This is a genomic window from Sulfuriflexus sp., from assembly GCF_032250955.1.
Classification (GTDB): domain Bacteria; phylum Pseudomonadota; class Gammaproteobacteria; order AKS1; family AKS1; genus Sulfuriflexus.
Genome location: NZ_JAVVES010000023.1, coordinates 15567 through 36447, shown reverse-complemented (window position 1 = coordinate 36447; position 20881 = coordinate 15567). Strand labels below are relative to the sequence as shown.

The following is a 20881-nucleotide window of genomic DNA, read 5'->3' as shown; positions in this document are numbered from 1 at the left end:
GCGCCTGCAAGACGGCCACCTGGACGCCCTCCAGGATTTCCAGTCCCTTTACCTGTTGCCAGACGCTTTGCATGTCAACCAGGTAATGTGGTGCATGGGTGAGTCTGCTGAAGTCTTCATCCAGCCATTCACCGCGACCGCTGGTATCCAGTTCCTTGCGTAGTTTTTCATACACATCACAGAGGTAACGGACATCATCGATGGCATAGGTCAGTTGTTCCTCGCTCAAGGGACGTCGTGACCAGTCGGTACGGCTATGTGATTTATCCAGTTCCACACCGCAGAGTTCCTTGACCAGGGCCGCATAACTGATCTGGTTGCCGTGCCCGAGCAGGGACGCCGCCAGTTGCGTGTCGAACAGGGGTGCCGGGATCTCTCCGCGCAGGTGGGCAAAGATCTCAAGGTCCTGGGAACAGGCATGCCAGACCTTGGTGATCGCCGGGTTATAGAGGAGCTCGAACAGCGGTTCAAGATCCCCTGTGGCGAGGGGATCGATACAGGCGATATGCTCACCATTGCTGATTTGCAGCAGGCAGAGCTTTGGGTAATAGGTTTTTTCGCGGACGAACTCGGTGTCCAGTGCCAGCCATGGGCTACCGGCCAGTTGACTGCAAAATTCGCGTAATTGCGTTTCGTTATCGATATATATGGCGTTATTCATGCCGCGCAGCATAGCAGTCGCGGCCGCTGCATACCATGCAGGTCTGTATTGCACAGTGGCCTTGAACGCGGCAAGCGGTTAAGCTGCGCGCTATGCATTCCCTGATTTTTCGTTTTATTGATATATGCATGTTGCGCGCCGGCCCCCAGGATCTGCCGGCCTCGGCATCCCTGCTCCGTGTGCTGCTGGCGCTGAACATTCTCGTCGGCACGCTGGTCAGTTTCCCCCTCAGCGGTTTTGACCGGGCCCTGCTGGAAGTCGTTATCGATGTCGTGTTGCTGGCCTTGCTATTGTACGCCGGCTTGCAGTGGCGTGGCCTGCCGAGGCGGTTCACGCAAATCTTTCTGGCCCTGCAGGGCACCGGCATCATCTTTGGCATGTTGATGATGCCGGTGGTCTACCAGCTGGTTGCCGCGAACGCGGTCAACGAGTCGGCTCCGGTCGCGGCCCTGGTCTGGTGGGGACTCGTCTTCTGGAATGTGACGATTTTTGCGCACATCCTGCGGCACGGCTTTGATATTCGCCTCGGCCTTGCCTTCGCCCTGGCGATTGCCTACATCGTGCTGTTCTGGCAGGTGAGTAACGTGATCTTTGCAGGGACGGCCTGATGCATATTCATATCCTCGGTATTTGCGGGACTTTTATGGGTGGCCTGGCCCTGCTCGCCAGGGAAATGGGTTACACGGTCACGGGTTCCGATGCCGGCGTGTACCCGCCGATGAGCACCCAGCTCGAGGCCGCCGGGATTATCCTGCACGAGGGTTATGACCCGGCACCACTGGAGCCGGCACCGGATCTGGTGGTGGTCGGGAATGCCCTGTCGCGCGGTAACCCAGCGGTGGAATATATGCTCAATCGCGGCCTGGCCTATACGTCGGGGCCGCAGTTTCTGGCCGAGCATGTGCTGCCAGACCGCTGGGTGCTGGCCGTGGCAGGCACGCACGGCAAGACCACCACGGCCAGCATGCTCGCGCATATCCTCGAGGATTGTGGCCTGGCGCCGGGCTTTCTCATTGGTGGCGTGGCGCAGGATTTCGGGATCTCGGCGCGCCTGGGCAAGGCGCCGTTTTTCGTTGTCGAGGCGGATGAGTACGACACGGCCTTTTTCGACAAGCGTTCCAAGTTTGTACATTACCGGCCGCGCACGGCGGTTCTGAACAATCTCGAGTTTGATCACGCCGATATCTTTGAGGACCTGGCGGCAATCCAGCGCCAGTTCCATCACCTTGTCCGTATGGTGCCTGGCAACGGCCTCATCATTGCCCCGGCCGGTGATCGTGCCATTGAGGAGGTGCTGGCGATGGGCTGCTGGACAGCCGTTGAACACATCGGCGAGGGCGGTCTGTGGCAGGTTGGCGACGTGGCGGCTGACGGCCACGCCTTTAATGTGATTTGTGATGGTCATGACGTCGGTCGTCTCGAATGGGACCATACCGGTGAGCATAATGTCAGTAATGCCCTGGCCGCCCTGGCGGCCGCCCGCCATGCCGGCGTGCCTGCCGCCGAGGGGCTGGCGGCACTGGCCCGTTTCCGGGGCGTGAAACGACGCATGGAGTTGCGGGGTGAAGTCGGCGGCGTGAAGGTCTATGATGATTTTGCCCATCACCCGACGGCGATCGCCAGCACCCTGGCCGGTGCACGCGCCGCCCTGAATGGTAGCGGGCGTTTGCTGGCCGTACTCGAACCGCGTTCCAACACGATGCGCATGGGCGTCCATCGTGACAGCCTGGCCGCTTCGCTGCAGGCCGCCGACATGGTCTTCCTCTATACGCCGCCGGAACTGGCGTGGTCACCGGCGGCACTGATCGAGAGCCTGGATGGCAAGGCCCGACACCTGCAGGATATCGAGGCCACGGTTTCGGCCGTGAGCGCGGCAGCCCGGCCCGGTGATGTCATACTCGTGATGAGTAATGGCGGTTTTGCGGGTATCCACGACAAATTACTCACCGCCCTGAACAAGGATTAGCCGATGCATATCGAACAGACCGACAAGACCATTGCCCTGGCCATGACCGGTGCCTCGGGGGCTCAATATGGCTTGCGCCTGCTCGAGTGCCTGATTGCCTCCGGCGCGCAGGTCTACCTGATGGTTTCGCCACCGGGCCAGGTGGTCCTGACGATGGAGACCGATCTCGAGGTTCCCGGCCGGCCGGCCGAGATGCAGGCCTTTTTCAGTGAGTTATACGGGGCAGCCGAGGGGCAGCTGCAGGTCTTTGGCAAGGATCAATGGATGGCGCCGGTCGCCAGTGGCAGTGGTGCGGCCGATGCCACGGTGATCTGCCCCTGCACCACCGGCACCCTCTCGGCGGTGGCCTGTGGCTCGAGTAACAACCTGATTGAGCGGGCTGCCGATGTCGCCATCAAGGAAGGCCTGCCCCTGATCATGGTGGTGCGGGAGACCCCCTTGTCGGCGATTCATCTGGAGAATATGCTCAAGCTGGCGCGGCTGGGCGTGGTCATGCTGCCGGCCAACCCGGGTTTCTACCAGCGACCGCAGAGCATTGATGATATGGTCGACTTTATTGTCGCCCGCCTTCTCGACCAGCTGGGTATCGGTCACGACCTCTTGCCCAGCTGGGGTTCTGCAGACAGTATTATCGTTTGAGTCAGACGTGACACGGAGCTGCCGATGACAAAGACTCGGGAAACACTGGAAATTCCACTCTTTCCGCTACACGCTGTGCTGTTTCCGGGCGGCGCCTTGCCGTTGCGCATCTTTGAACCGCGTTATCTCGATATGGTGGGGAACTGCCTCAAGACCGACAGCGGCTTTGGCGTCTGCCTGATCAGTGAGGGCAAGGAGACCGGCGAGGCAGCCGAGATTTTTCAATATGGCACGCTGGCGATAATCAGTTACTGGCAGCAGTTACCGGATGGACTGCTCGGTGTCACGGTGCAGGGACAGCAGCGCTTTCAGATCCTTGACCGCGAAGTAGGCAAGAACCAGCTCAGCATGGCGAGGGTCGCGCTGCTGGAGAACGAACCGGTGATTAAACTACCGGCACGTTTCGAGGTGCTGGCAGACGTAGTCAGGGAGATGCTGGAAGAAATCGGCCATCCCTATACGACCCTGCCGAAGCACTATGAGCAGGCCAGTTGGGTCGGTTCCCGCCTCGCTGAATTGCTGCCCATTTCGCTGGTACAAAAACAGTACTTCCTGCAACTCGATGATCCGCTCGAACGCCTTGAACGTCTAAGCGCGATCCTCGACGAAATGGAGCAGACAGAGAAAGATTGACGATTACGCCTCGCGTTCCTCGTGCAGCATTTTGACAAACGCCTCGGCAACCGGGTGCTCGAGCTTGCTACGGTGGCGGGCGATCCAGAGTGTGCGGATGATGCGAAAACCGGTCACCTTAATATGGAACAGTTCCCCGTCGCGGACACTGTCCTCGACGGCAAAACGGGGCAGGAAGCTGACGTGCTTGCCCCGGGTCAGGATCTCGGTGATGGCCTCGTTGGAGCCGACCTCCATGGCCACCTGCAGCTGTTCGATGCCGATGCGCTGCAGGGCCTTGTGCATACTATCGCGTATCGAAGAGTCTCTTTCCCGCAAGACGTAGTTCAGGGAGTCGAGTTCGGTGACGGGGAGCAAGTCGGTACCGGCCAGAGGATGACTGCGGCCACAGAGTAACCACAGTTCATCGTCCAGCCATTTCTGGACAACGACATCCGGGTGGTCCGGGGCCTGTTCGAGGAGGGCGAGATCGGCGATGCCGGTGACCAGTTCGGTCTGGATCTTGCGACCGTAACCCATGAGGCTCTTGACCCGGAAGTTCGGGTAGAGCTCATCAAAGCGCATAAGCAGATCCGGCAACAGGTGCTCACCGATGGCGAAATTTACCTGCAGACGCATGCTCTCCAGGCCACTGGCCAGCACATGCAGCTCGCTGGCAAGTGCCTGTTGCCGGTCAAGGGTCTGCACGGCGAGCAGGTAAACTTTCTCGCCGGCCGGGGTGAGTTGCAGACGTCCGCCATGGCGTTCGGTCAGCGGGATGCCGTAGACCTTTTCCAGTGCCCGCAGGCGCTTGGTGATCGCCGGCTGACCCACGTGCAAGACCCTAGCCGCCTCACTGACCCCGCCGAGTTCGACGACGGCGCGCAGGGCCGCCCAGCCATTTGTATCTGGTAGCATAGCTATATTCCTGTTAGGAATGTAATTATCGACTATTTCAGGCAAAAAATCACCCGGCGGATTCCTGTAAAGAATGCTGTTTGGGTTATTGTGGCCTATCTGTATGGCGTCATTTGCCGGCAGGTCACCTATTGACACGAAGGGACTTCCTGACCGGCGTCACTGATATAGTGTCTGAAACCTTGCAAGGGGATAACGATGCAGATTGAAGAACCGCAGCATTACCGGATTGGCCTTCATCACCTGGGCTTCCGGCCATTTTTCCTGCTCGCCGGTGTGTTCGCGGTGGCCGCAGTGGTGGTCTGGTTGTGGATCCTGAGTTACCAGGGCAGTCTGCCGCGCAGCAGCCTGGGACCGGTGCAGTGGCATGCCCATGAAATGCTGTTCGGTTATGTTTTTGCCGTCATCGCCGGCTTCCTGCTGGCGGCGGTGCGTAACTGGACGGGAGTCCAGACCCTGCATGGTGCGCCATTGCTGCTGCTGGCAGGGTTATGGCTGGCGGCGCGGTGCATGCCGTTTGTCGCCCATCCACAGGCGTTGCTGATCATGGCCGTGCTCGACCTGGCGTTTAATGGTCTGCTTGCTCTCGTGCTGTTGTACCCGATCGTCAAGGTGCGGCAGTGGCAGCAGCTGGCTATCTGGAGCAAGGTGTTGTTGCTGCTGCTTGCCAACGTGATGTTTTATCTCGGGGTCTTTAATCAGCTTGATGACGGTGTGCGCCTGGGGCTTTACACGGCACTGTATCTCATCGTTTCCCTGATCATGGTGATGGGTCGGCGCGTGATCCCGTTTTTTATCGAAAAGGGCGTTGGTTATCCGCTGACCTTGCGTAACTGGCGCTGGCTCGATATCGCCAGTCTCTTCTTGATGCTGGCATTTATCGTCGTCGAGGTGTTTGTGATCTTGCCCGGCCCGGCCGCCGTGCTCGCCGCCGCCCTGGCTATCCTGCATGGCTGGCGGCTGGCCGGATGGTATGCAAGCGGTATCTGGCGAAAACCCCTGCTCTGGAGTCTCTATCTCGGCTATGCCTGGCTGGTCGCAGGCTTTGTCCTCAAGGCCCTGTCCCATTGGGGCACGCTCAACCCGATGCTGGCGGTGCATGCCTTTGCTTATGGCGGCATCGGTATGCTTACGCTCGGCATGATGGCCCGGGTCGCGCTCGGTCACACCGGCCGGGATGTATTCAATCCGCCACGGGTGCTGGGGCTGTTGTTCCTGTTGTTATTCATCGGTGCGCTGCTGCGCGTGGTGATGCCGCTGCTGACTTCAGGCAGTTATGCCACCTGGATTATGTATGCACAGTGGTTTTGGATAGCCGCGTTTGGCGGCTTTGTGTTTGTGTATGCGCCCATGCTGGTGCGGGGGCGGGTTGACGGCAAGTATGGCTAGGTTTAGCCAGCCTTGAACATAGTCGCGTAGTGTGACGTATTTATTAATCCGGTATGTTTACCTATAGATAGACCCTTCCGGACTTTATCACGGGTTGAGGGTATTCATGTCTCGCCGCAAGAAGATCATCATGGTCAGCATGGCCCTGCTACTCGTGTCCGGCAAGGCATGCGGGGCGAGTTTGAATGAAGACCCATAAGCGATCGAAAATCATGCAGCCGTTTTTGTTCCTGGTAGTCGTTGCCGTGCTGCTGACAGCCCCGCTGATTGGGGCCGTGCAGGCCCCCGCCTCTGGCAGCATGAATTCGGAGTTCTTGCTGAAATGCGGCTACATCCGGCGCAATATAGCGAACACGCTCTTTCATCCTGATTTTGTTATGTACCTCTCCGGGCAAGAGGAGAAATACACGGTTCTGGATGAACGCCGGATCCGTAACGCCGTGGCAATCTGGAATACGTTCGTGGCCGATGAGCGCGAAACAATTCGTTATCAGTCACGGCATTTCAGGAAGCTGGCCGGGCTGTCGGGAAGTGGGGACGATATTGTCAGTCGTGACGATCTCGTCATATTGCATGCCTGGATGCCTGGTATCGACATCGAGGTTATTGACGGCAAGGCGACAGAAGTTATTCACCCACAAGAAATGCAGAGGCTGAACGCCGATGGCGATAAAGCGATCCACCGGGCGCTGGAGATCATCAGACATGACCCGGTTGGCAAACGGCTTATCGCCCACAGCGCGTCTCACGGCATCACTATCGGTGCGGAACCTTTACACGACCACAAGGGCTATTTTGAATACCGAAGCAACGCGATTGTCATTGACCCGACTGTGGCCAGTTATATTTTCAAGATTAATTGCCTGGTTCATGAACTGGTGCATGCCAGTAATCCGGATAAAAACAATTCTGTTTTAGAGGAGACCCTGTCTGAAATAATCGGCATGGCAGTACAGGATCGGATCACCGGCGTGCACATATCCTGCAGCCCTTACGTGGTGTTTATTGACCGGCTTCTCGACCCGCTGTATGGCGAGTATCCGCTAATAAATGCTATCGAAAAACATCTTCGAGAGGCCGGTATCGTTATTAACTACAGCCGCGCCACGCAATAACTTGCAGTGATGGCTAATGTCCTGCCGTCCTGTTCAACGTTTGCAGAACCTTTGCAGCGGCCGCAATCGTCGCTTCAAGATCCGCATCGCTATGCTCACTGGAAACGAAACCGGCCTCGTAGGCACTTGGTGCCAGGTAGATACCTTCATCTAGCATGCCATGGAAGAATTTCCGGAAGCGTTCGACATCGCAGGCAGAGGCCTGGGCAAAGTTGCTGACGGACCCGGCTTCGGTAAAGAACAGGCCGAACATGCCGCCGACGTGGTTTTCGGTCATCGGCACACCGGCGCCTTTGGCGGCAGCCATGATGCCGCTTACCAGCTTGTCGACCTTGGCGGCGAGCTTGTCGTGGAAGCCCGGCGTGCTGATCAGTTCCATGGTCTTCAGGCCTGCGGCCATGGCGATCGGGTTGCCTGACAGGGTCCCGGCCTGATAGACGGGGCCGAGCGGGGCAATGTATTCCATGACCGCGCGCCTGCCACCGAAGGCACCGACCGGCATGCCGCCACCGACGACCTTGCCGAGCGTGGTCAGGTCGGGGGTGATGTTGTAATGCCCCTGGGCACCGCCGAGCGCGACACGAAAACCGGTCATGACCTCATCGAGAATGAGCAGGCTGCCATGGGCATCGCAAACATCGCGCAGGCCCTCGAGGAAACCGGGCAGGGGCGGGACGCAGTTCATGTTGCCCGCCACCGGCTCAACGATGATGCAGGCGATCTGCTCGCCGATGTCGGCAAAGACCTCCTTGACCTGCTCGATATCGTTGTAGTTCAGGGTAATCGTATGTTCGGCCAGCCCGGCCGGCACACCCGGGGAAGTCGGCACGCCAAGCGTCAGCATGCCAGAGCCGGCCTTAACGAGTAGCGAGTCGGCATGGCCGTGATAACAGCCCTCGAATTTCACGATCTTGTCGCGGCCAGTATAACCACGGGCGAGGCGAATCGCACTCATGGTCGCCTCGGTGCCGGAACTGACCATGCGCACCATGTCCATCGACGGCACGATCTCGCACAGCTTGTTGGCCATCTCGGTCTCGATCGCGGTCGGCGCACCGAAGCTCAGGCCGTTCTCAGCGGCGGCCTGGACCGCCTTGATCACATCCGGCTGGGCATGACCGAGGATGGCCGGCCCCCACGAGGCGACGTAGTCGATATATTGCTGGTCGTCCTCGTCGAACAGGTAGGCACCCTTGGCGCGCTTGAAAAACACCGGGTCACCGCCAACGCCCTTGAAGGCGCGGACCGGGGAATTCACCCCGCCGGGAATATGTTGCTGGGCGGCGACAAATAAATCATGCGAACGGGTCATTTAGTTTTCCTTACCTGTTTGGGTTGCGGAGTTATTAACGCAAAGATCGCAGAGACGCAAAGGGCGCGAAGAAATACCAGAATGCTTACGATCATAATTGTCGAACATTTTAACAACTTTGCGTCCTCTGCGCCTCCGCGTCTTTGCGTTGGGCTTTTAGAAAAGTCGTGCGTAACGTTCTGCAGCAGCAGTAACATCCGCCTGGCCAAATACCCCGTGGATCACGGCCAGCATGTCAGCGCCGGCCTCGAGCAGCGCCGGAGCGTTATCGGGCGTGATGCCGCCGATGGCGCAAATCGGGATCTCCAGCGCAGCTCTGGCCTCGCGCAGCATGCCGAGGTCAGCCGGCGGCGCCTCGGGCTTGGTGTGCGAGTCAAAAAAGCGGCCAAAGGCCACATAACTGGCACCCTCTGCCTGCGCGGACTGCGCCAGTGGTAGCGAGGCATGGCAGGTCACGCCGATGATGGCACCACTGCCGAGTCGCAGGCGCGCTGCGCCGATGCGGCCATCCGCCTGGCCGAGATGCACGCCGTCGGCACCGATTTTGGCGGCCAGCATGGCGTCGTCATTGATCAAGAGCGGCACACGGTGTTCGCGACAGAGTTCGAGCACGGCGCGGGCCGTGTATTCACGTGCGGCCTCGCTGCCGGACTTGCTGCGATACTGAACGAGACAAGCGCCACCGGTCAGTGCCTGCTGGACGTGCATCAGCAAATGACTGCCACTGAGCTGATCGTCGGTGATGACATACAGGCCTTTCAGATTATTTATACTCATAATTTTTTCACAGGGTGTGCGTGATGGAATATCCCGGATGTGTCCTGTTAGTCCTGTCGTGGAAACTGCCCAAGCCGGGTCGGTAAGGACTGGCCACGGCCGGGGGAGCGGGCATGGCGCAGGCAATGTTCGGTATAGGTCAGGGCCTGCCGGCATGCCGGGATGATGTCTTCGCCGAGGGCGAGGTGGGCCGCGAGACTGGCGGCCAGGGTGCAGCCGGAACCGTGGTACTCGCCTGGCAGGCGCTCGCTCTCGAACACCTGCTGGCCGGTCGCATCGTATAAGGTGTTGTGTATACCCCGGGTCTGTTCATGGGTGCCCGTTATGAGGACATGCCGGCAACCCATACCCAGAAGCTGGCAGGCGGCCGTGTCGAGATTTTCCTCGCCAGACAGGCGTCGTGCCTCGGGGCTGTTCGGTGTCAGCAGGGTGGTGAGTGGCAGTAATTCGTCCCGTATTACCCGGAGCAAAGCATCGTCACCCAGATCTTTTCCGCTGCCGGCTGCCAGCACCGGGTCAAGCACCAGCGGGATACCGGAGTGGGCGCGAATGATTGTGGCAATGGCACTTGCAATCCCGGCACTGCCGAGCAGGCCGATCTTGAAGGCGGCAACAGGCAGATCGTCGAGCACGGCCCCGGCGACCTCCCGCAAGGTCTCGACGGACAGTGGTTCAATGCGCTGCACGTTCTGCGTATCCTGGACCGTCAGGGCCGTGATCACGGTGGCGGCATGGGCGCCTTGCGCCGCGATGGCCTCGATATCGGCCTGGATGCCTGCGCCGCCCACCGGGTCGTGGCCGGAAAAACACAGGATAACGGGGCTGGCTTGCTGTTGGGACATAATTCGGTTTCAATATTGGCCCGGCATGTGCCGGTAAGAAAACCACTAGGTTAGCACGCCTGCCGACGGGTCGGTATGCATAAGGCCGACAGGATTAAAGCGAAGGAAAAATATTTCATGAAGACCTATATGTGCGTGATTTGCGGGTTTATTTACGATGAAGAACAGGGGTATCCGCAGGAAGGTATCGCCCCGGGCACCCGCTGGGAAGACGTGCCGCCGAACTGGAAGTGCCCGGAATGTGGTGCCGGCAAGGAAGATTTTGAAATGGTGGCAGTCTAACCAGTCCGAATATGACGGGAGTGCGCAGGGAAGGCGCAGTATGAACACAACGTATTTTTTCTCTGTTGCTGCGATTATCATATTGATATTCTTGTCAATATTGATCATGCGCAGGTCCCGGGCGAGCGCCGCGCCGGGAGTGGGTAAGACCGCCCCGGACTTTGACCTGCCGGGTCAAAACGGTCAGCGCCACCGCTTGGCAGATTACCGCGGCCAGTGGCTGGTACTGTATTTCTACCCGCGGGATGACACACCTGGTTGTACGGCCGAGGCCTGCCGGTTTCGCGATGAAGTTCCCCGACTCCGGGAACTTGGTGCCGTGATTGTCGGCGTGAGTCTCAATGAGGTGGCCTCGCATAAGACATTCGTTGACAAGTACCACCTGCCATTTCCGCTACTGGCGGACAGCGAGAAAAAAGTCACCGCGGCCTACGGGGTTCTGGGTGGTTTTGGCCCTATCAGGTATGCCCGCCGGCAGACTTTTCTTATCGATCCGCAGGGACGCATTGCCCGGCACTATGCCCGTGTCAGCCCCCGGCAGCATGCGGAGGAAATCATCAGCGATTTGCAGGCGATGCCGGCAGACCCGGCGTAAAAATCGCCTGCCAGCAATGGCAAAGACGTGACGAGTTACCTGTAAATATCCGGATCTTTGACTACACTTTGAAGCAAGCGAAACGGTAACGAACAAGGGGATTGCCAATGGCGAACGAGGCAACGCAACAGATGGCAGAAGTGGCGGCACGCTTTTGCCAGCTGGTGGAGCATTTTGATGACAAGAATGTCGAGCCATGGCTGGTCGATATGTCGACCTTGCTGCCGCAGTTGGCCGATGCCGTCAGCGCCCTGGGTGAGAATGAAAATATGTCGATTTATGAATCGAGTACGAATTATGAAGAGCGTTTTGGGCTGTTCATCCGCTTCTACAACGCCCTTGGCGAACGTGATGGCTACAATTACGAATACGATGGCCTCGAAGGCCAGCGCCTTTCCGGCAGCCTTGCCGATGACATCACCGATATTTATTTCGACCTGAAACGAGGTCTGGAATTACTCGATAACAACCCGCTGCTGGCCGCGCGTGACTGGCAGCATAGCTATGAGTTTCACTGGCGGCACCACCTGGTAGACGCCGAACGCCAGCTCAACCCGGCGGCGGTAACCGCCAGTCACTAGCCGGGCATAGAGTCAGCCCGCGACAATCCTCTAACGGCTATTCAGGTAACATCCCGACTTGTCATAACCAGACCGGCTGAATTATGCTCCGTCGGCTTGATTGTTTCTGGTGGATGTGGATGCCTTTGAGCGTTATTGTAAATATAAATAATTATCGTTATTAACCGGAGGTCGTTATGTTACGACACATGATTACAATCACTTGTCTGAGCCTGGGTTTCGGGTCACTTTACGCCAGGGCCGCGGATTCAGCCGTAGACTTTTCCGGCGACGCCCGTGTCGGCTTCTTCTCTATTGATCGAGATGATCGTGATGGTAGTCAGGACACCACGGATGAGTTTCGTTTACGCCTGCGCGCAGGGGTCGGTTTTGAACTGACAGAGACCTTAAGGGCCAAGGCACGCGTCGCGGGTCGCTACTCGACAGATGACCGTAACGACAACCACTTTGAATTCTTTTCCTCCATTCCTGCCGGTGACGGTCTGCGCCGGGGGGACTCGACCATTGATGAACTGTATCTGGACTATCGCCCGAACCAGCAGTGGCAGCTGCGTGCCGGCCGCATGCAGACCAAGTTCGAACTCGAGGGTGTGGCGAAAAAGTCCCTCGATCGAAATAACAGCCCGAATACCGACATTACCTGGACTGACGGCGTCTATACACAATACAAGGCCACGAACGGCTGGAATGCGCACGGTATCATTCAGTACAACCCCCAGTCCGGGGCGACCGAGGTGCGGCGCGGGCCACTGGCCTTCACCGAGGAAGGCAGCCGGGTGAGTTACTTTGTCGCCATGGAAAACAGGCAGCCGTGGGGGCCAGTCGTGCAACGTGGCATCGACGTTAGCTATTTGCCCGATGCCCTGCGCGTGGATGGCAATGCCGCTGGCCGCATTGATGATTACTGGGCGGTGGTGGGGCGGCTGGCGGCGCGCTGGCCGGTGGGAAATAGCGGCATGAAATTCATGCTGGCGACTGAACTCGGTTATGCACCGAACCGGCCAACGGCACTGGCAGTGGGCACGGGTACCTCGGGGCGTGCCGACGGCTTTGCCGGCCAGCTGACCTTTAACTTTATCGATATCGTGCCCAGGCACAGCGTTGGCCTGGTGCTGGGTCGCGCCGAGGCGGGTTACCTGTTGTCACCGGACTTTCGCAGCAATGCCAACCTTGTCGAGGCCCGTTACCAGTGGAAGATTGCGAAGAAACAAAGCTTTGAGGCCCGTTTGCGTCACCGCCAGGATATCGAACGCCTGAATGGTGTGACGGAAGACCGCGAAGATGTGGATTATTACCTGCGTTACACCTATAAATTCTAGGTATCGAGCCGTCTTTACCCGGATGATCCATAGGGCTGAATCGAGGCTTTTCTGGCGGGCAAACAAGGGTACAATAGACACCAATAGTCACAGCATGGCCCTGTCATTTCACGACGGCCTATGGAGAATAGCAATGAGCGCAGTAATAGATTTTTCAGACAAATTAACGAATGAAGATATCATCATCACCCCCGCCGCGCGCGAGGTGATGGGCAAGCTGTTTGCCGATGTCGATGACGACGAGATCACCGCGATCCGCGTCTTTGTCTCCGGTGGTGGATGTAGCGGCATGACTTACGGCATGACCTTTACCGGTGAGCGTTTTGATCATGACAAGGTCATGCAGGCTGACGGCTTTGACGTGTTCATTGATTCCTTTGCCTACAATTACCTGAAGGGTGTTGAGATCGACTACGTCGAAAACGGCATGAACGGCGCCAGCTTCGTGTTTAATAATGTCTTTGCCTCAACCGGCGGCAGCGGTGCCTGTGGTGGTTGCGGCGGTGCATGATTAGATAGACAGTTAATAGCATTAATAGCCCGGGGTCGCTCCTTCTGTGGAGCGGCCCCGTTTTTTTTGAGTAGCGCAAGGTGAGTGATGGCTGTCCGCTTGAACTGACCCGCATCACAACCGGTTTGAACGCCCCGGTCTTTCCGTAACACCGCTTGTAATATCCAGCATACCATTGCCTCGCGTAGAGGCCGGCCATTTGTAATCTCTGCGAGATGTCATTAGGGTGTAGGCATACTATCTATAAAAGCATAAACTCAGGCAGGCCGGAAAAATCGCACCAGGCTGGAAGCAGGGTTTTTTTTGCCGGCATGCAAAGAAGACAGAAAGTCTACTGAAGCAGCGAGAGGCATTGAAGTTGATGAACTGGAATGACGTCGTCAGAGAGTCGGTCGAGATTCGCCATTGGTTCCATCGTCATCCGGAACTGACCTGGGAAGAGAAAAATACCGCCAGCCGCATTCGTCAGCAACTAACGGCGTGGCAGATTCCCTGGCGTGGCTGTGCCGAATTCGGCACCGTAGCCACCCTCGCCGCGCAGGCACCAGGCGAACATATCGCCTTTCGTGCGGATATGGATGCCTTGCCCATTACCGAAAATGCGGCTGTCGAGTTCTGCTCAACGGATCCCGGCAAAATGCACGCATGTGGCCATGACGGCCACATGGCTGCCTTGCTTGGTGCCGCAGCCTGGTTCAAACAGCAGGAGGCGCAACTGCAGGGGCCGGTGACCCTCATTTTCCAGCCTGCTGAAGAAGGCGGGCATGGTGCCAAAAAGATGATTGAAGAGGGTGCCCTCGACGGCGTGGACAGCATCTTTGGCTGGCATAACTGGCCCGCACTTCCGGCAGGTACCGCGTTGTGTCCCGATGGCGCAGTGATGTCCGGTAACGGTACCTTTCATATGACGATCAAAGGGCGGGGGGGGCATGCCTCGCAACCGGAGGCCGCGCGCGACCCGGTGCTCGCGGCCGCTGCTATTACCCTTAACCTGCAACAAATTATTAGCCGGCGGTTACCCGCCCAGGCTGCCGCCGTCGTTAGTGTGACGACCATCGTCGCCGATAGTAATGTCACCGTGATCCCTGAGAGTGTTCGCCTGGAGGGCAGTATCCGCTTATCCGACCCGCGCTGGCGACAACCCATCAATGCATTAATCGATGAGATTGCCACCAACACCGCTGCCGCCTACGGCGTAACCGCGGACGTCGAGGTTCGTTCCCGTTACGAAGCGACTATTAATGATCATGAAGCGGCCGCACGATACCGTCAGGCGATCCAGGCTGAACTCGGTGAGCACTGCCACGAATCGGATTTGCTGTTACCCATCATGGCTTCGGAAGACTTTAGTTATTATCTAAACAAGGTGCCGGGTGCTTTCGCCCTGGTCGGCATGGCCGAGGACGAGCCGGACGGGGCCGTCTACCAGGCACCGTGCCATAGTCCCGAATACAGGTTTAATGATCGGATTATTGAATCCGTGATACGTGTGTTTTGTCGCCTGGCGGGAGTGACTGCCCCCGCTGGAGACAAATAAGCACCTGCTGTCGCGTTCATGAGGTCACAGCAAACACCACCAGTAAGAGGAGTAAATTATGGATTGGTTTGAAACATACGAGTCTGAAATCCGTGCCTATAGCCGTCTTTACCCGGCGGTATTCGTGACCGGCAAGAATGCCCGGCAAACGGATGAAAACGGCAAGGAGTATATCGACTTTTATGCCGGTGCAGGGGTGCTTAACTTTGGCCATAACAATCTAAGGCTGAAACAGGCGGTGATCGAATACCTCCAGGCAGATGGTGTCTTGCACACCCTGGATATGATGACCCCGCCCAAACGTGATTATATTCAGGGCTTTGTTGAAACCATTCTGCAGCCGCGCAAGATGAACTATAAACTGCAGTTTATGGGGCCGACGGGCACTAATGCAGTGGAAGCCGCGCTGAAACTGGCCCGTCGGGTAACCGGTCGAAGCGAGGTCGTGGCATTTAGTCAGGGGTTTCACGGCATGACACTGGGTGCGCTGGCCTGTACGGCCAATGAATATTTCCGTAATGCTGCCGGTGTGCCCTTGTGCAAGGTGTCACACTGGCCGTTCGAGACCAATGAGGGCGGCGGACTACAAGGTCTGAAGACCCTGCGGGCATTGTATGAAAACACCTCGGGGGGTGCTGAAAAACCAGCGGCGTTTATTGTTGAATCGCTGCAAGCCGAAGGCGGCGTCAACCTTGCCAGTCCGGAATGGCTGCAGGCGTTGCAACAGTTGGCCAGGGATCTGGGTGCATTGCTGATTGTGGATGATATTCAGTCCGGTTGCGGGCGTACCGGTAGTTACTTCAGTTTTGAAGATAGTGGTATCGAGCCGGACATTATCACCCTCGCCAAGGGTATCGGCGGGCTGGGGACGCCAATGGCCATGAACCTGGTTAAACCGGAACATGACAAGCACTGGCAACCGGGTGAACATACCGGCACCTTTCGCGGACAGAATCTCTCCTTCGTGGCCGGCCGTGAGGCACTGCGTTACTTCGAGGACGATACCTTTATGGCGGAGACCCGTCGGAAAGGCGAGATCATGGCCAGTCATCTGCAGGGCCTTGCCCGGAAATTCAGTGCCAGGGGCTTTACCGTTCGGGGCAAAGGCATGATGCAGGCACTGGATCTTGGTGACGGTGCACTGGCCAAGGCTATTGCGCGAGATTGTTTCGAACATGGCATGCTATTCGGCCCCTGTGGTGTGGGCGGGGCTGTGATCAAGTTAATTCCGCCACTCACCATTCCTGACAGTGATCTGGATGCAGGTCTGGCGATTCTGGGCGAAGCGATGGACAGGCAAATAGAGGCATAAATCATGCTTGAAAGAGATGATATGACGTTTCCTTTTTCGGAGTATCAGCGCCGAATCAGTGAACTACGCGAGCGGATGGCGAAACGCCTGCTCGATGCGGTGATTATTTCCGATGCCGAAAACATTATGTACCTGACCGACTACCAGACTACCGGTTACTCCTTTTTCCAGGCGCTGGTCGTGCCGCTTGAGGGAGAGCCCTTTATGGTCACCCGCAAGCTGGAGGAATCGAATGTTATTGCCCGCACCTGGGTAGAGCTGAGCCGCCCCTACCCGGACACCGGTGATGCCATTCAGATGCTGGTGACCTCACTGGTCGAATTCGGCCTGGCGGGCAAGACTATCGGTTATGAGCGTAACTCTTATTATTTTACCGCCTATCATCAGGATTTTTTCCATACCGCCTTTACCAATAGCCGCCTGATGGACTGTTTCGGCATTGTCGAAGAAGGGCGCTTGTGTAAATCAGATGTTGAAATGGGTGTCATGCGTCGGGCCGCCGTTGCGGCCAAGGCCGGTATGCAGGCGGGTATCGAAGTCATCCGTCCCGGTGTTACCGAAAACGAGATCGGTGCGGCCATCAGTCACGCCATGTTTTCCGCCGGCGGCGAGATCCCGGCGGTCATGCCCTATGTGACCTCCGGCCCGCGTACCATGATCGGGCACGCTTCCTGGGAAGGCCGCGTTGTGCAACCTGGAGAGCATGTGTTTCTGGAAATCGCCGGCTGTTTTCGTCGCTACCACACGGCAATGATGCGAACCGTTGTTTGCGGTGAGTTGAGCGATAGCATGTACAAGGCACAGGAAATTATGAAACTGGCGCTAAGCCAGGCCCGCGAGGAACTGCGTCCGGGGCTGACCGTTTCCGATGCCGATAAACTGTTACGTAATATTATTCGTGAAAATGACGTGGGTGCGAAACTGATTACCCGTTCCGGTTACTCTATTGGTATAGCTTTTCCGCCAAGCTGGGATGAGGGCTATATTCTGAGTCTCTACCAGGGGCAGTCGGATATCCTGCAGGCGGGCATGACCTTTCATGTCATACCCTGGATGTGGGGGATAGATGGTGACAAGTCATGCGGTATCTCCGATACTTTTTATATTACTGAAGATGGCTGTGGTTCATTCTTTGATGATGTGGAACAGGATTTCACGGTGAAGACGGAATTTACGCCGGAGAAAACGCTTCCGGAAAGCAAACAACCCGTTAACGAATAAAGAGGTCCTATGTATATAGCAACCAATCCAGCCACGGGTATCGAGTTACATCGTTATGAGGTGCTCGATAGTGACAGCCTTGAGCAGTGCCTGAATCGTGCGGCGGAAACCTTTGCTGACTGGCGCAAAACCGGCTTTGCCGAGCGGGCGTTGCTGTTAAACCAGGTTGCCGGCTTAATGCGCCGTGATGAGGAACGTCTTGCCCGTCTCATGACCGATGAAATGGGTAAACCGATTAAAGAGGCGCGCGCGGAAGTACAGAAGGCGGCCTCGTGTGCCGAGCACTATGCCGAGCATGGCGCCGGTTATCTGGCACCGCAGTCGCTGCCATCCGATGCCACCCATAGTTACGTGCAGCATCTGCCGCTGGGACCGATACTGGGGATCTTGCCGTGGAACGCCCCGTTCTGGCTGGCCTTTCGCTTTTGTGCACCAGCCATCATGGCCGGGAATACGTGCCTGATGAAACACGACTCGCATGTGCCGGCCTGCGGTGAGGCCATTGCCGATCTGTTTGTGCAGGTCGGCGCGCCGGCCGGCCTGATGCAAAATATCCGGATTAAAAATGAACAGGTGCAACAGGTGCTCGAGCACGATGCGGTACAGGGCGTATCGTTAACCGGTTCCAGTTCTGCCGGCAGCCAGGTTGCATCACTGGCGGCAAAACAGATTAAACCGGCCGTGCTCGAACTGGGCGGCTCGGACCCGAGCCTGGTACTGACCGATGCTGATCTCGATGCCGCGGCTGAGGCGCTGGCTCTGTCGCGCATTATCAATGCAGGACAATCCTGTATCGCCGCCAAACGGATTATCGTGGAAGAACCCGTCTATGCCGATTTTATCGGCAAGTTTCACCAGCACCTGGCGAGCCTGAAAATGGGCGACCCGGCCGAGGAATCGACCCAGGTCGGCCCCATTGCGCGTGCCGATCTGCGCGAGGGGCTGCATCGCCAGGTAAGCATGACGGTTGAACAGGGCGGTCGCTGTCTGCTGGGTGGCGAAATGCCCGCTGGTCCGGGTTTTTTCTACCCGGTGACATTGCTGGTGGATGTCACGCCGCAAATGCAGGTCGCCTGTGAAGAGACGTTCGGCCCGATTGCGGTGGTGATGAAGGCCGAGTCAGCCGAGCAGGCATTAGCCATCGCCAACGATACGGCTTACGGATTGGCATCTTCGATCTGGAGCGCCGATGTCGCCAGGGCGGAACGCATGGCACGGGATATCGAGGCCGGCCAGGTAACCATTAATGGACTGGTGAAAACAGATCCGCGCCTGCCGAGTGGCGGTATCAAGCGCTCCGGTTATGGGCGTGAACTGGGCCCACACGGCATCCTGGAATTTGTTAACGTTCAGCAGGTCTGGATCGGCCCCAAAAAGGCCTGACCGGGCATGCCTTGACCGGCTTGCCCGGTCAGTGCGTCACACGCAGGGTGGGCGCACAAGTGCATCTTAATCGGCACTGTTTGAGTGGTAGCCACTGCTCATGCCTTCGTTGACTATATGGGTTATCCTGCCGCCATGTCAGCATCCGTACCGCGTCTGTTATTGCTCGCGCCACATAACAGTTACCGCATTGCGCCCTACCTGTTGGCGGCACAGGAGCTTGGTGTCGAGGTCACCGTGGCCTCGGCTGGCAGGCACTCGCTTGTGTCGGCCATCAGCGAAGGCCTGCATATCGACTTTGACGAACCCGCTGCAGCCCTTGCCGTGCTTCAACAGGCTCACCTGTCTACACCGTTTAGCGCGGTGATCGGCAGTGACGATCACAGTAGCGAGCTGGCCTGTCAGGCCGCTGCGATTTTCGGCTTGCCCTATAACCCGCCAGGGGCCGCAGCGATCGCCCGTCGCAAGGATAAGGCGCGGGCCTGTCTACTAGCGGCAGGCGTCAGGGTGCCGTCCCATTTCCTGCTCGACTTGCAGCAACCACTCGCCGCGCAGCTGGGCAAACTGCGCTATCCCTGTGTCCTGAAGCCACTGGCCCTGTCAGCCAGTCGCGGTGTTATCCGCGCGGATGACGCGGCGGCCTTTTCCCGGGCGGCGGCGCGGATTGAAACTATCCTGCGTGATAACCAACACGCCGAAGAAGGCCGTTATGTCTTGGTTGAAGACTACATAGAGGGAATCGAGGTCGCCTACGAAGGCCTGCTTGATCATGGCGAGTTGCAGCAGCTGGCCCTGTTCGATAAACCGGACGCCTTGCAGGGGCCGTTTTTTGAAGAAACTTATTATATAACCCCCTCGCGCCATAATGAGGGCTTGCAGCGGGCCGTACACAAGACTGTCGCTGACGCCTGCCGTGCCTATGGCCTGCAGCAGGGGCCGGTGCATGCGGAAGTGCGCATCGATGCACACGGCCGGGTCTGGGTCATGGAAGTGGCGGCACGCACGATCGGTGGTGAGTGTGCCCGTCTGGTTGAACTGGCCACGGGGCAGCGCCTGGAAACACTGGTGCTGGCGCAGGCACTGGGGCAGCCATTGCCATGCAGTAAATTCAGTGGCGGTGCGGGTGTATTAATGATCCCGATAGCGGAGGCCGGGATCCTGCGCCGGGTTGAAGGCACGCTGGCGGCACAGGCTGTCGAGGGCATCGCGGAACTGGTCATCAGTGTGCGCGAAGGTCATGAACTGTTACCTGTGCCGGATGGTTCGAGTTATCTTGGTTTCATCTATGCCGTTACCGAAGATGCGGCACAAGCAGAACAGGCCTTGCGGGAGGCGCATGCAAAACTAAAGATTGTCACCGCTCCCCTGTTCCGCCTGCACGCCGGTCAATAGCCGGGTTCTCAGATTTACATTCAAGGCACCGATTTTTACACTTTATTCGATCTTGAATTCAACTTGTAAGTGCAACTCTACTTGTCGGGTATTTTCACCAGCTTTTTTGGATGGACAGTCGAAAGAGGCCCTGAATTTCCAGATCACCATCGCCATCGCGATGTTTATTTCGGCCCTGCTGAGCATTGTCGTCATCGGCTTTTTTTGTGTTCATAGTCGAGGTTATTTCCTGCTACCGCCGGGGCTATAACCAGGTGGCAATTGGCCGGCATCACCTTCACCAAAGAAGAAGCCGCGCATGTGGGCCTCGATAACCTCGAGACTGCGTGGGTCGGCGGTACTCAAACCATTCTCGTTCATGATTGTGGTCAGGCGTTCCAGCCACTGCTTCCAGCCCTCGGCAGAAACATTTTCAAAGATTCGTTGCCCCAATTCACCGGGATGGGGAGGGGTTTCCAGGCCTTCAGCTTCGCGCTTGAGGACGACACATTGCACCATTTTCGCCATGATTCACTTT

The 20881-nt window shown here is 57.6% G+C and carries 23 protein-coding genes; 17 read left to right on the top strand and 6 right to left on the bottom strand.

Translation table 11 applies throughout. The features are described from left to right. A partial coding sequence (locus tag RQ738_RS06195; protein ID WP_314162849.1) for a ribonuclease D occupies window positions 1–661 on the bottom strand: 661 nt, incomplete at its 3' end. 92 nt (window positions 662–753) lie between these two features. Between RQ738_RS06195 and RQ738_RS06190 the strand changes: the two genes are divergently transcribed. Genes RQ738_RS06190 through RQ738_RS06175 form a run of 4 tightly spaced genes read left to right on the top strand, consistent with a single transcriptional unit; the run spans window position 754 to window position 3899 of the window. Beyond that, complete coding sequence (locus RQ738_RS06190) at window positions 754–1269, top strand: hypothetical protein (protein WP_314162848.1); 516 nt, start codon at window positions 754–756, stop codon at window positions 1267–1269. Then, the gene (gene mpl / locus RQ738_RS06185; RefSeq protein ID WP_314162847.1) at window positions 1269–2627 is read left to right on the top strand and encodes a UDP-N-acetylmuramate:L-alanyl-gamma-D-glutamyl-meso-diaminopimelate ligase; all 1359 of its coding nucleotides are present in this window, start codon (window positions 1269–1271) and stop codon (window positions 2625–2627) included. Before RQ738_RS06190 ends, mpl begins: the two co-directional genes overlap by 1 nt. Window positions 2628–2636: 9 nt before the next feature. Then, entirely contained in the window at window positions 2637–3266 is a 630-nt protein-coding gene (locus RQ738_RS06180) for a flavin prenyltransferase UbiX (RefSeq protein WP_409929532.1), read from the top strand. Between the two features lie 24 nt (window positions 3267–3290). Beyond that, window positions 3291–3899 (top strand): LON peptidase substrate-binding domain-containing protein, encoded by a 609-nt coding sequence (locus RQ738_RS06175; protein ID WP_314162845.1) that lies wholly within the window; start codon window positions 3291–3293, stop codon window positions 3897–3899. A 3-nt stretch (window positions 3900–3902) separates the two neighbouring features. On the opposite strand, the gene RQ738_RS06170 is transcribed toward RQ738_RS06175, so the two are convergent. After that, entirely contained in the window at window positions 3903–4796 is an 894-nt protein-coding gene (locus RQ738_RS06170) for a LysR family transcriptional regulator (RefSeq protein ID WP_314162844.1), read from the bottom strand. 192 nt (window positions 4797–4988) lie between these two features. On the opposite strand from RQ738_RS06170, the gene RQ738_RS06165 reads away from it, so the two are divergent. Together RQ738_RS06165 and RQ738_RS06160 are read left to right on the top strand one after the other, a co-directional pair. Continuing rightward, window positions 4989–6185, top strand: coding sequence for an NnrS family protein (locus RQ738_RS06165; protein ID WP_314162850.1), 1197 nt, complete (start codon window positions 4989–4991; stop codon window positions 6183–6185). Between the two features lie 185 nt (window positions 6186–6370). Further along, window positions 6371–7300: a hypothetical protein gene (locus tag RQ738_RS06160; protein ID WP_314162843.1), complete on the top strand. Its 930-nt coding sequence runs from the start codon at window positions 6371–6373 to the stop codon at window positions 7298–7300. Window positions 7301–7313: 13 nt separating this feature from the next. Here the strand turns inward: RQ738_RS06160 and hemL are convergent, their stop codons facing one another. The 3 genes from hemL to RQ738_RS06145 all read right to left on the bottom strand — a co-directional run bounded on the left by hemL (window position 7314) and on the right by RQ738_RS06145 (window position 10231). Continuing rightward, a complete protein-coding gene (hemL, locus tag RQ738_RS06155; protein WP_314162842.1) occupies window positions 7314–8612 on the bottom strand; it encodes a glutamate-1-semialdehyde 2,1-aminomutase in 1299 nt (432 codons plus the stop codon). 156 nt (window positions 8613–8768) lie between these two features. Further along, the gene (gene thiE / locus RQ738_RS06150; protein WP_314162841.1) at window positions 8769–9389 is read right to left on the bottom strand and encodes a thiamine phosphate synthase; all 621 of its coding nucleotides are present in this window, start codon (window positions 9387–9389) and stop codon (window positions 8769–8771) included. Window positions 9390–9436: 47 nt separating this feature from the next. Beyond that, a complete protein-coding gene (locus RQ738_RS06145) occupies window positions 9437–10231 on the bottom strand; it encodes a hydroxymethylpyrimidine/phosphomethylpyrimidine kinase (protein WP_314162840.1) in 795 nt (264 codons plus the stop codon). A 117-nt stretch (window positions 10232–10348) separates the two neighbouring features. Here RQ738_RS06145 and RQ738_RS06140 point away from each other — a divergent pair, with 117 nt between their 5' ends. The 11 genes from RQ738_RS06140 to RQ738_RS13730 all read left to right on the top strand — a co-directional run bounded on the left by RQ738_RS06140 (window position 10349) and on the right by RQ738_RS13730 (window position 20614). Further along, on the top strand, window positions 10349–10513 hold the full coding sequence (locus RQ738_RS06140) for a rubredoxin (RefSeq protein WP_314162839.1): 165 nt from the start codon (window positions 10349–10351) through the stop codon (window positions 10511–10513). 40 nt (window positions 10514–10553) lie between these two features. Then, window positions 10554–11108, top strand: a complete 555-nt coding sequence (locus RQ738_RS06135; RefSeq protein ID WP_314162838.1) for a peroxiredoxin — start codon at window positions 10554–10556, stop codon at window positions 11106–11108. 107 nt (window positions 11109–11215) lie between these two features. Next, a complete protein-coding gene (locus tag RQ738_RS06130; protein ID WP_314162837.1) occupies window positions 11216–11689 on the top strand; it encodes a DUF5063 domain-containing protein in 474 nt (157 codons plus the stop codon). A 188-nt stretch (window positions 11690–11877) separates the two neighbouring features. Then, on the top strand, window positions 11878–13008 hold the full coding sequence (locus RQ738_RS06125; RefSeq protein ID WP_314162836.1) for a hypothetical protein: 1131 nt from the start codon (window positions 11878–11880) through the stop codon (window positions 13006–13008). Window positions 13009–13141: 133 nt separating this feature from the next. After that, window positions 13142–13519 (top strand): iron-sulfur cluster assembly accessory protein, encoded by a 378-nt coding sequence (locus tag RQ738_RS06120; RefSeq protein WP_314162835.1) that lies wholly within the window; start codon window positions 13142–13144, stop codon window positions 13517–13519. A gap of 361 nt (window positions 13520–13880) precedes the next feature. Continuing rightward, on the top strand, window positions 13881–15056 hold the full coding sequence (gene doeB2, locus RQ738_RS06115; protein WP_314162834.1) for a N(2)-acetyl-L-2,4-diaminobutanoate deacetylase DoeB2: 1176 nt from the start codon (window positions 13881–13883) through the stop codon (window positions 15054–15056). Window positions 15057–15114: 58 nt separating this feature from the next. After that, complete coding sequence (locus RQ738_RS06110) at window positions 15115–16368, top strand: aspartate aminotransferase family protein (RefSeq protein ID WP_314162833.1); 1254 nt, start codon at window positions 15115–15117, stop codon at window positions 16366–16368. A gap of 3 nt (window positions 16369–16371) precedes the next feature. Continuing rightward, entirely contained in the window at window positions 16372–17589 is a 1218-nt protein-coding gene (gene doeA / locus RQ738_RS06105) for an ectoine hydrolase (protein ID WP_314162832.1), read from the top strand. Between the two features lie 9 nt (window positions 17590–17598). Further along, window positions 17599–18972, top strand: a complete 1374-nt coding sequence (locus RQ738_RS06100; protein ID WP_314162831.1) for an NAD-dependent succinate-semialdehyde dehydrogenase — start codon at window positions 17599–17601, stop codon at window positions 18970–18972. 84 nt (window positions 18973–19056) lie between these two features. Next, entirely contained in the window at window positions 19057–20364 is a 1308-nt protein-coding gene (locus RQ738_RS06095; protein WP_314162830.1) for an ATP-grasp domain-containing protein, read from the top strand. Beyond that, window positions 20324–20614, top strand: coding sequence for a DUF4870 domain-containing protein (locus RQ738_RS13730; RefSeq protein WP_409929531.1), 291 nt, complete (start codon window positions 20324–20326; stop codon window positions 20612–20614). The genes RQ738_RS06095 and RQ738_RS13730 overlap by 41 nt, the downstream gene beginning before the upstream one ends. Here the strand turns inward: RQ738_RS13730 and RQ738_RS06090 are convergent. Continuing rightward, window positions 20587–20871: an oxidative damage protection protein gene (locus tag RQ738_RS06090; protein WP_314162829.1), complete on the bottom strand. Its 285-nt coding sequence runs from the start codon at window positions 20869–20871 to the stop codon at window positions 20587–20589. The genes RQ738_RS13730 and RQ738_RS06090 overlap by 28 nt on opposite strands. Window positions 20872–20881 lie beyond the last annotated feature (10 nt).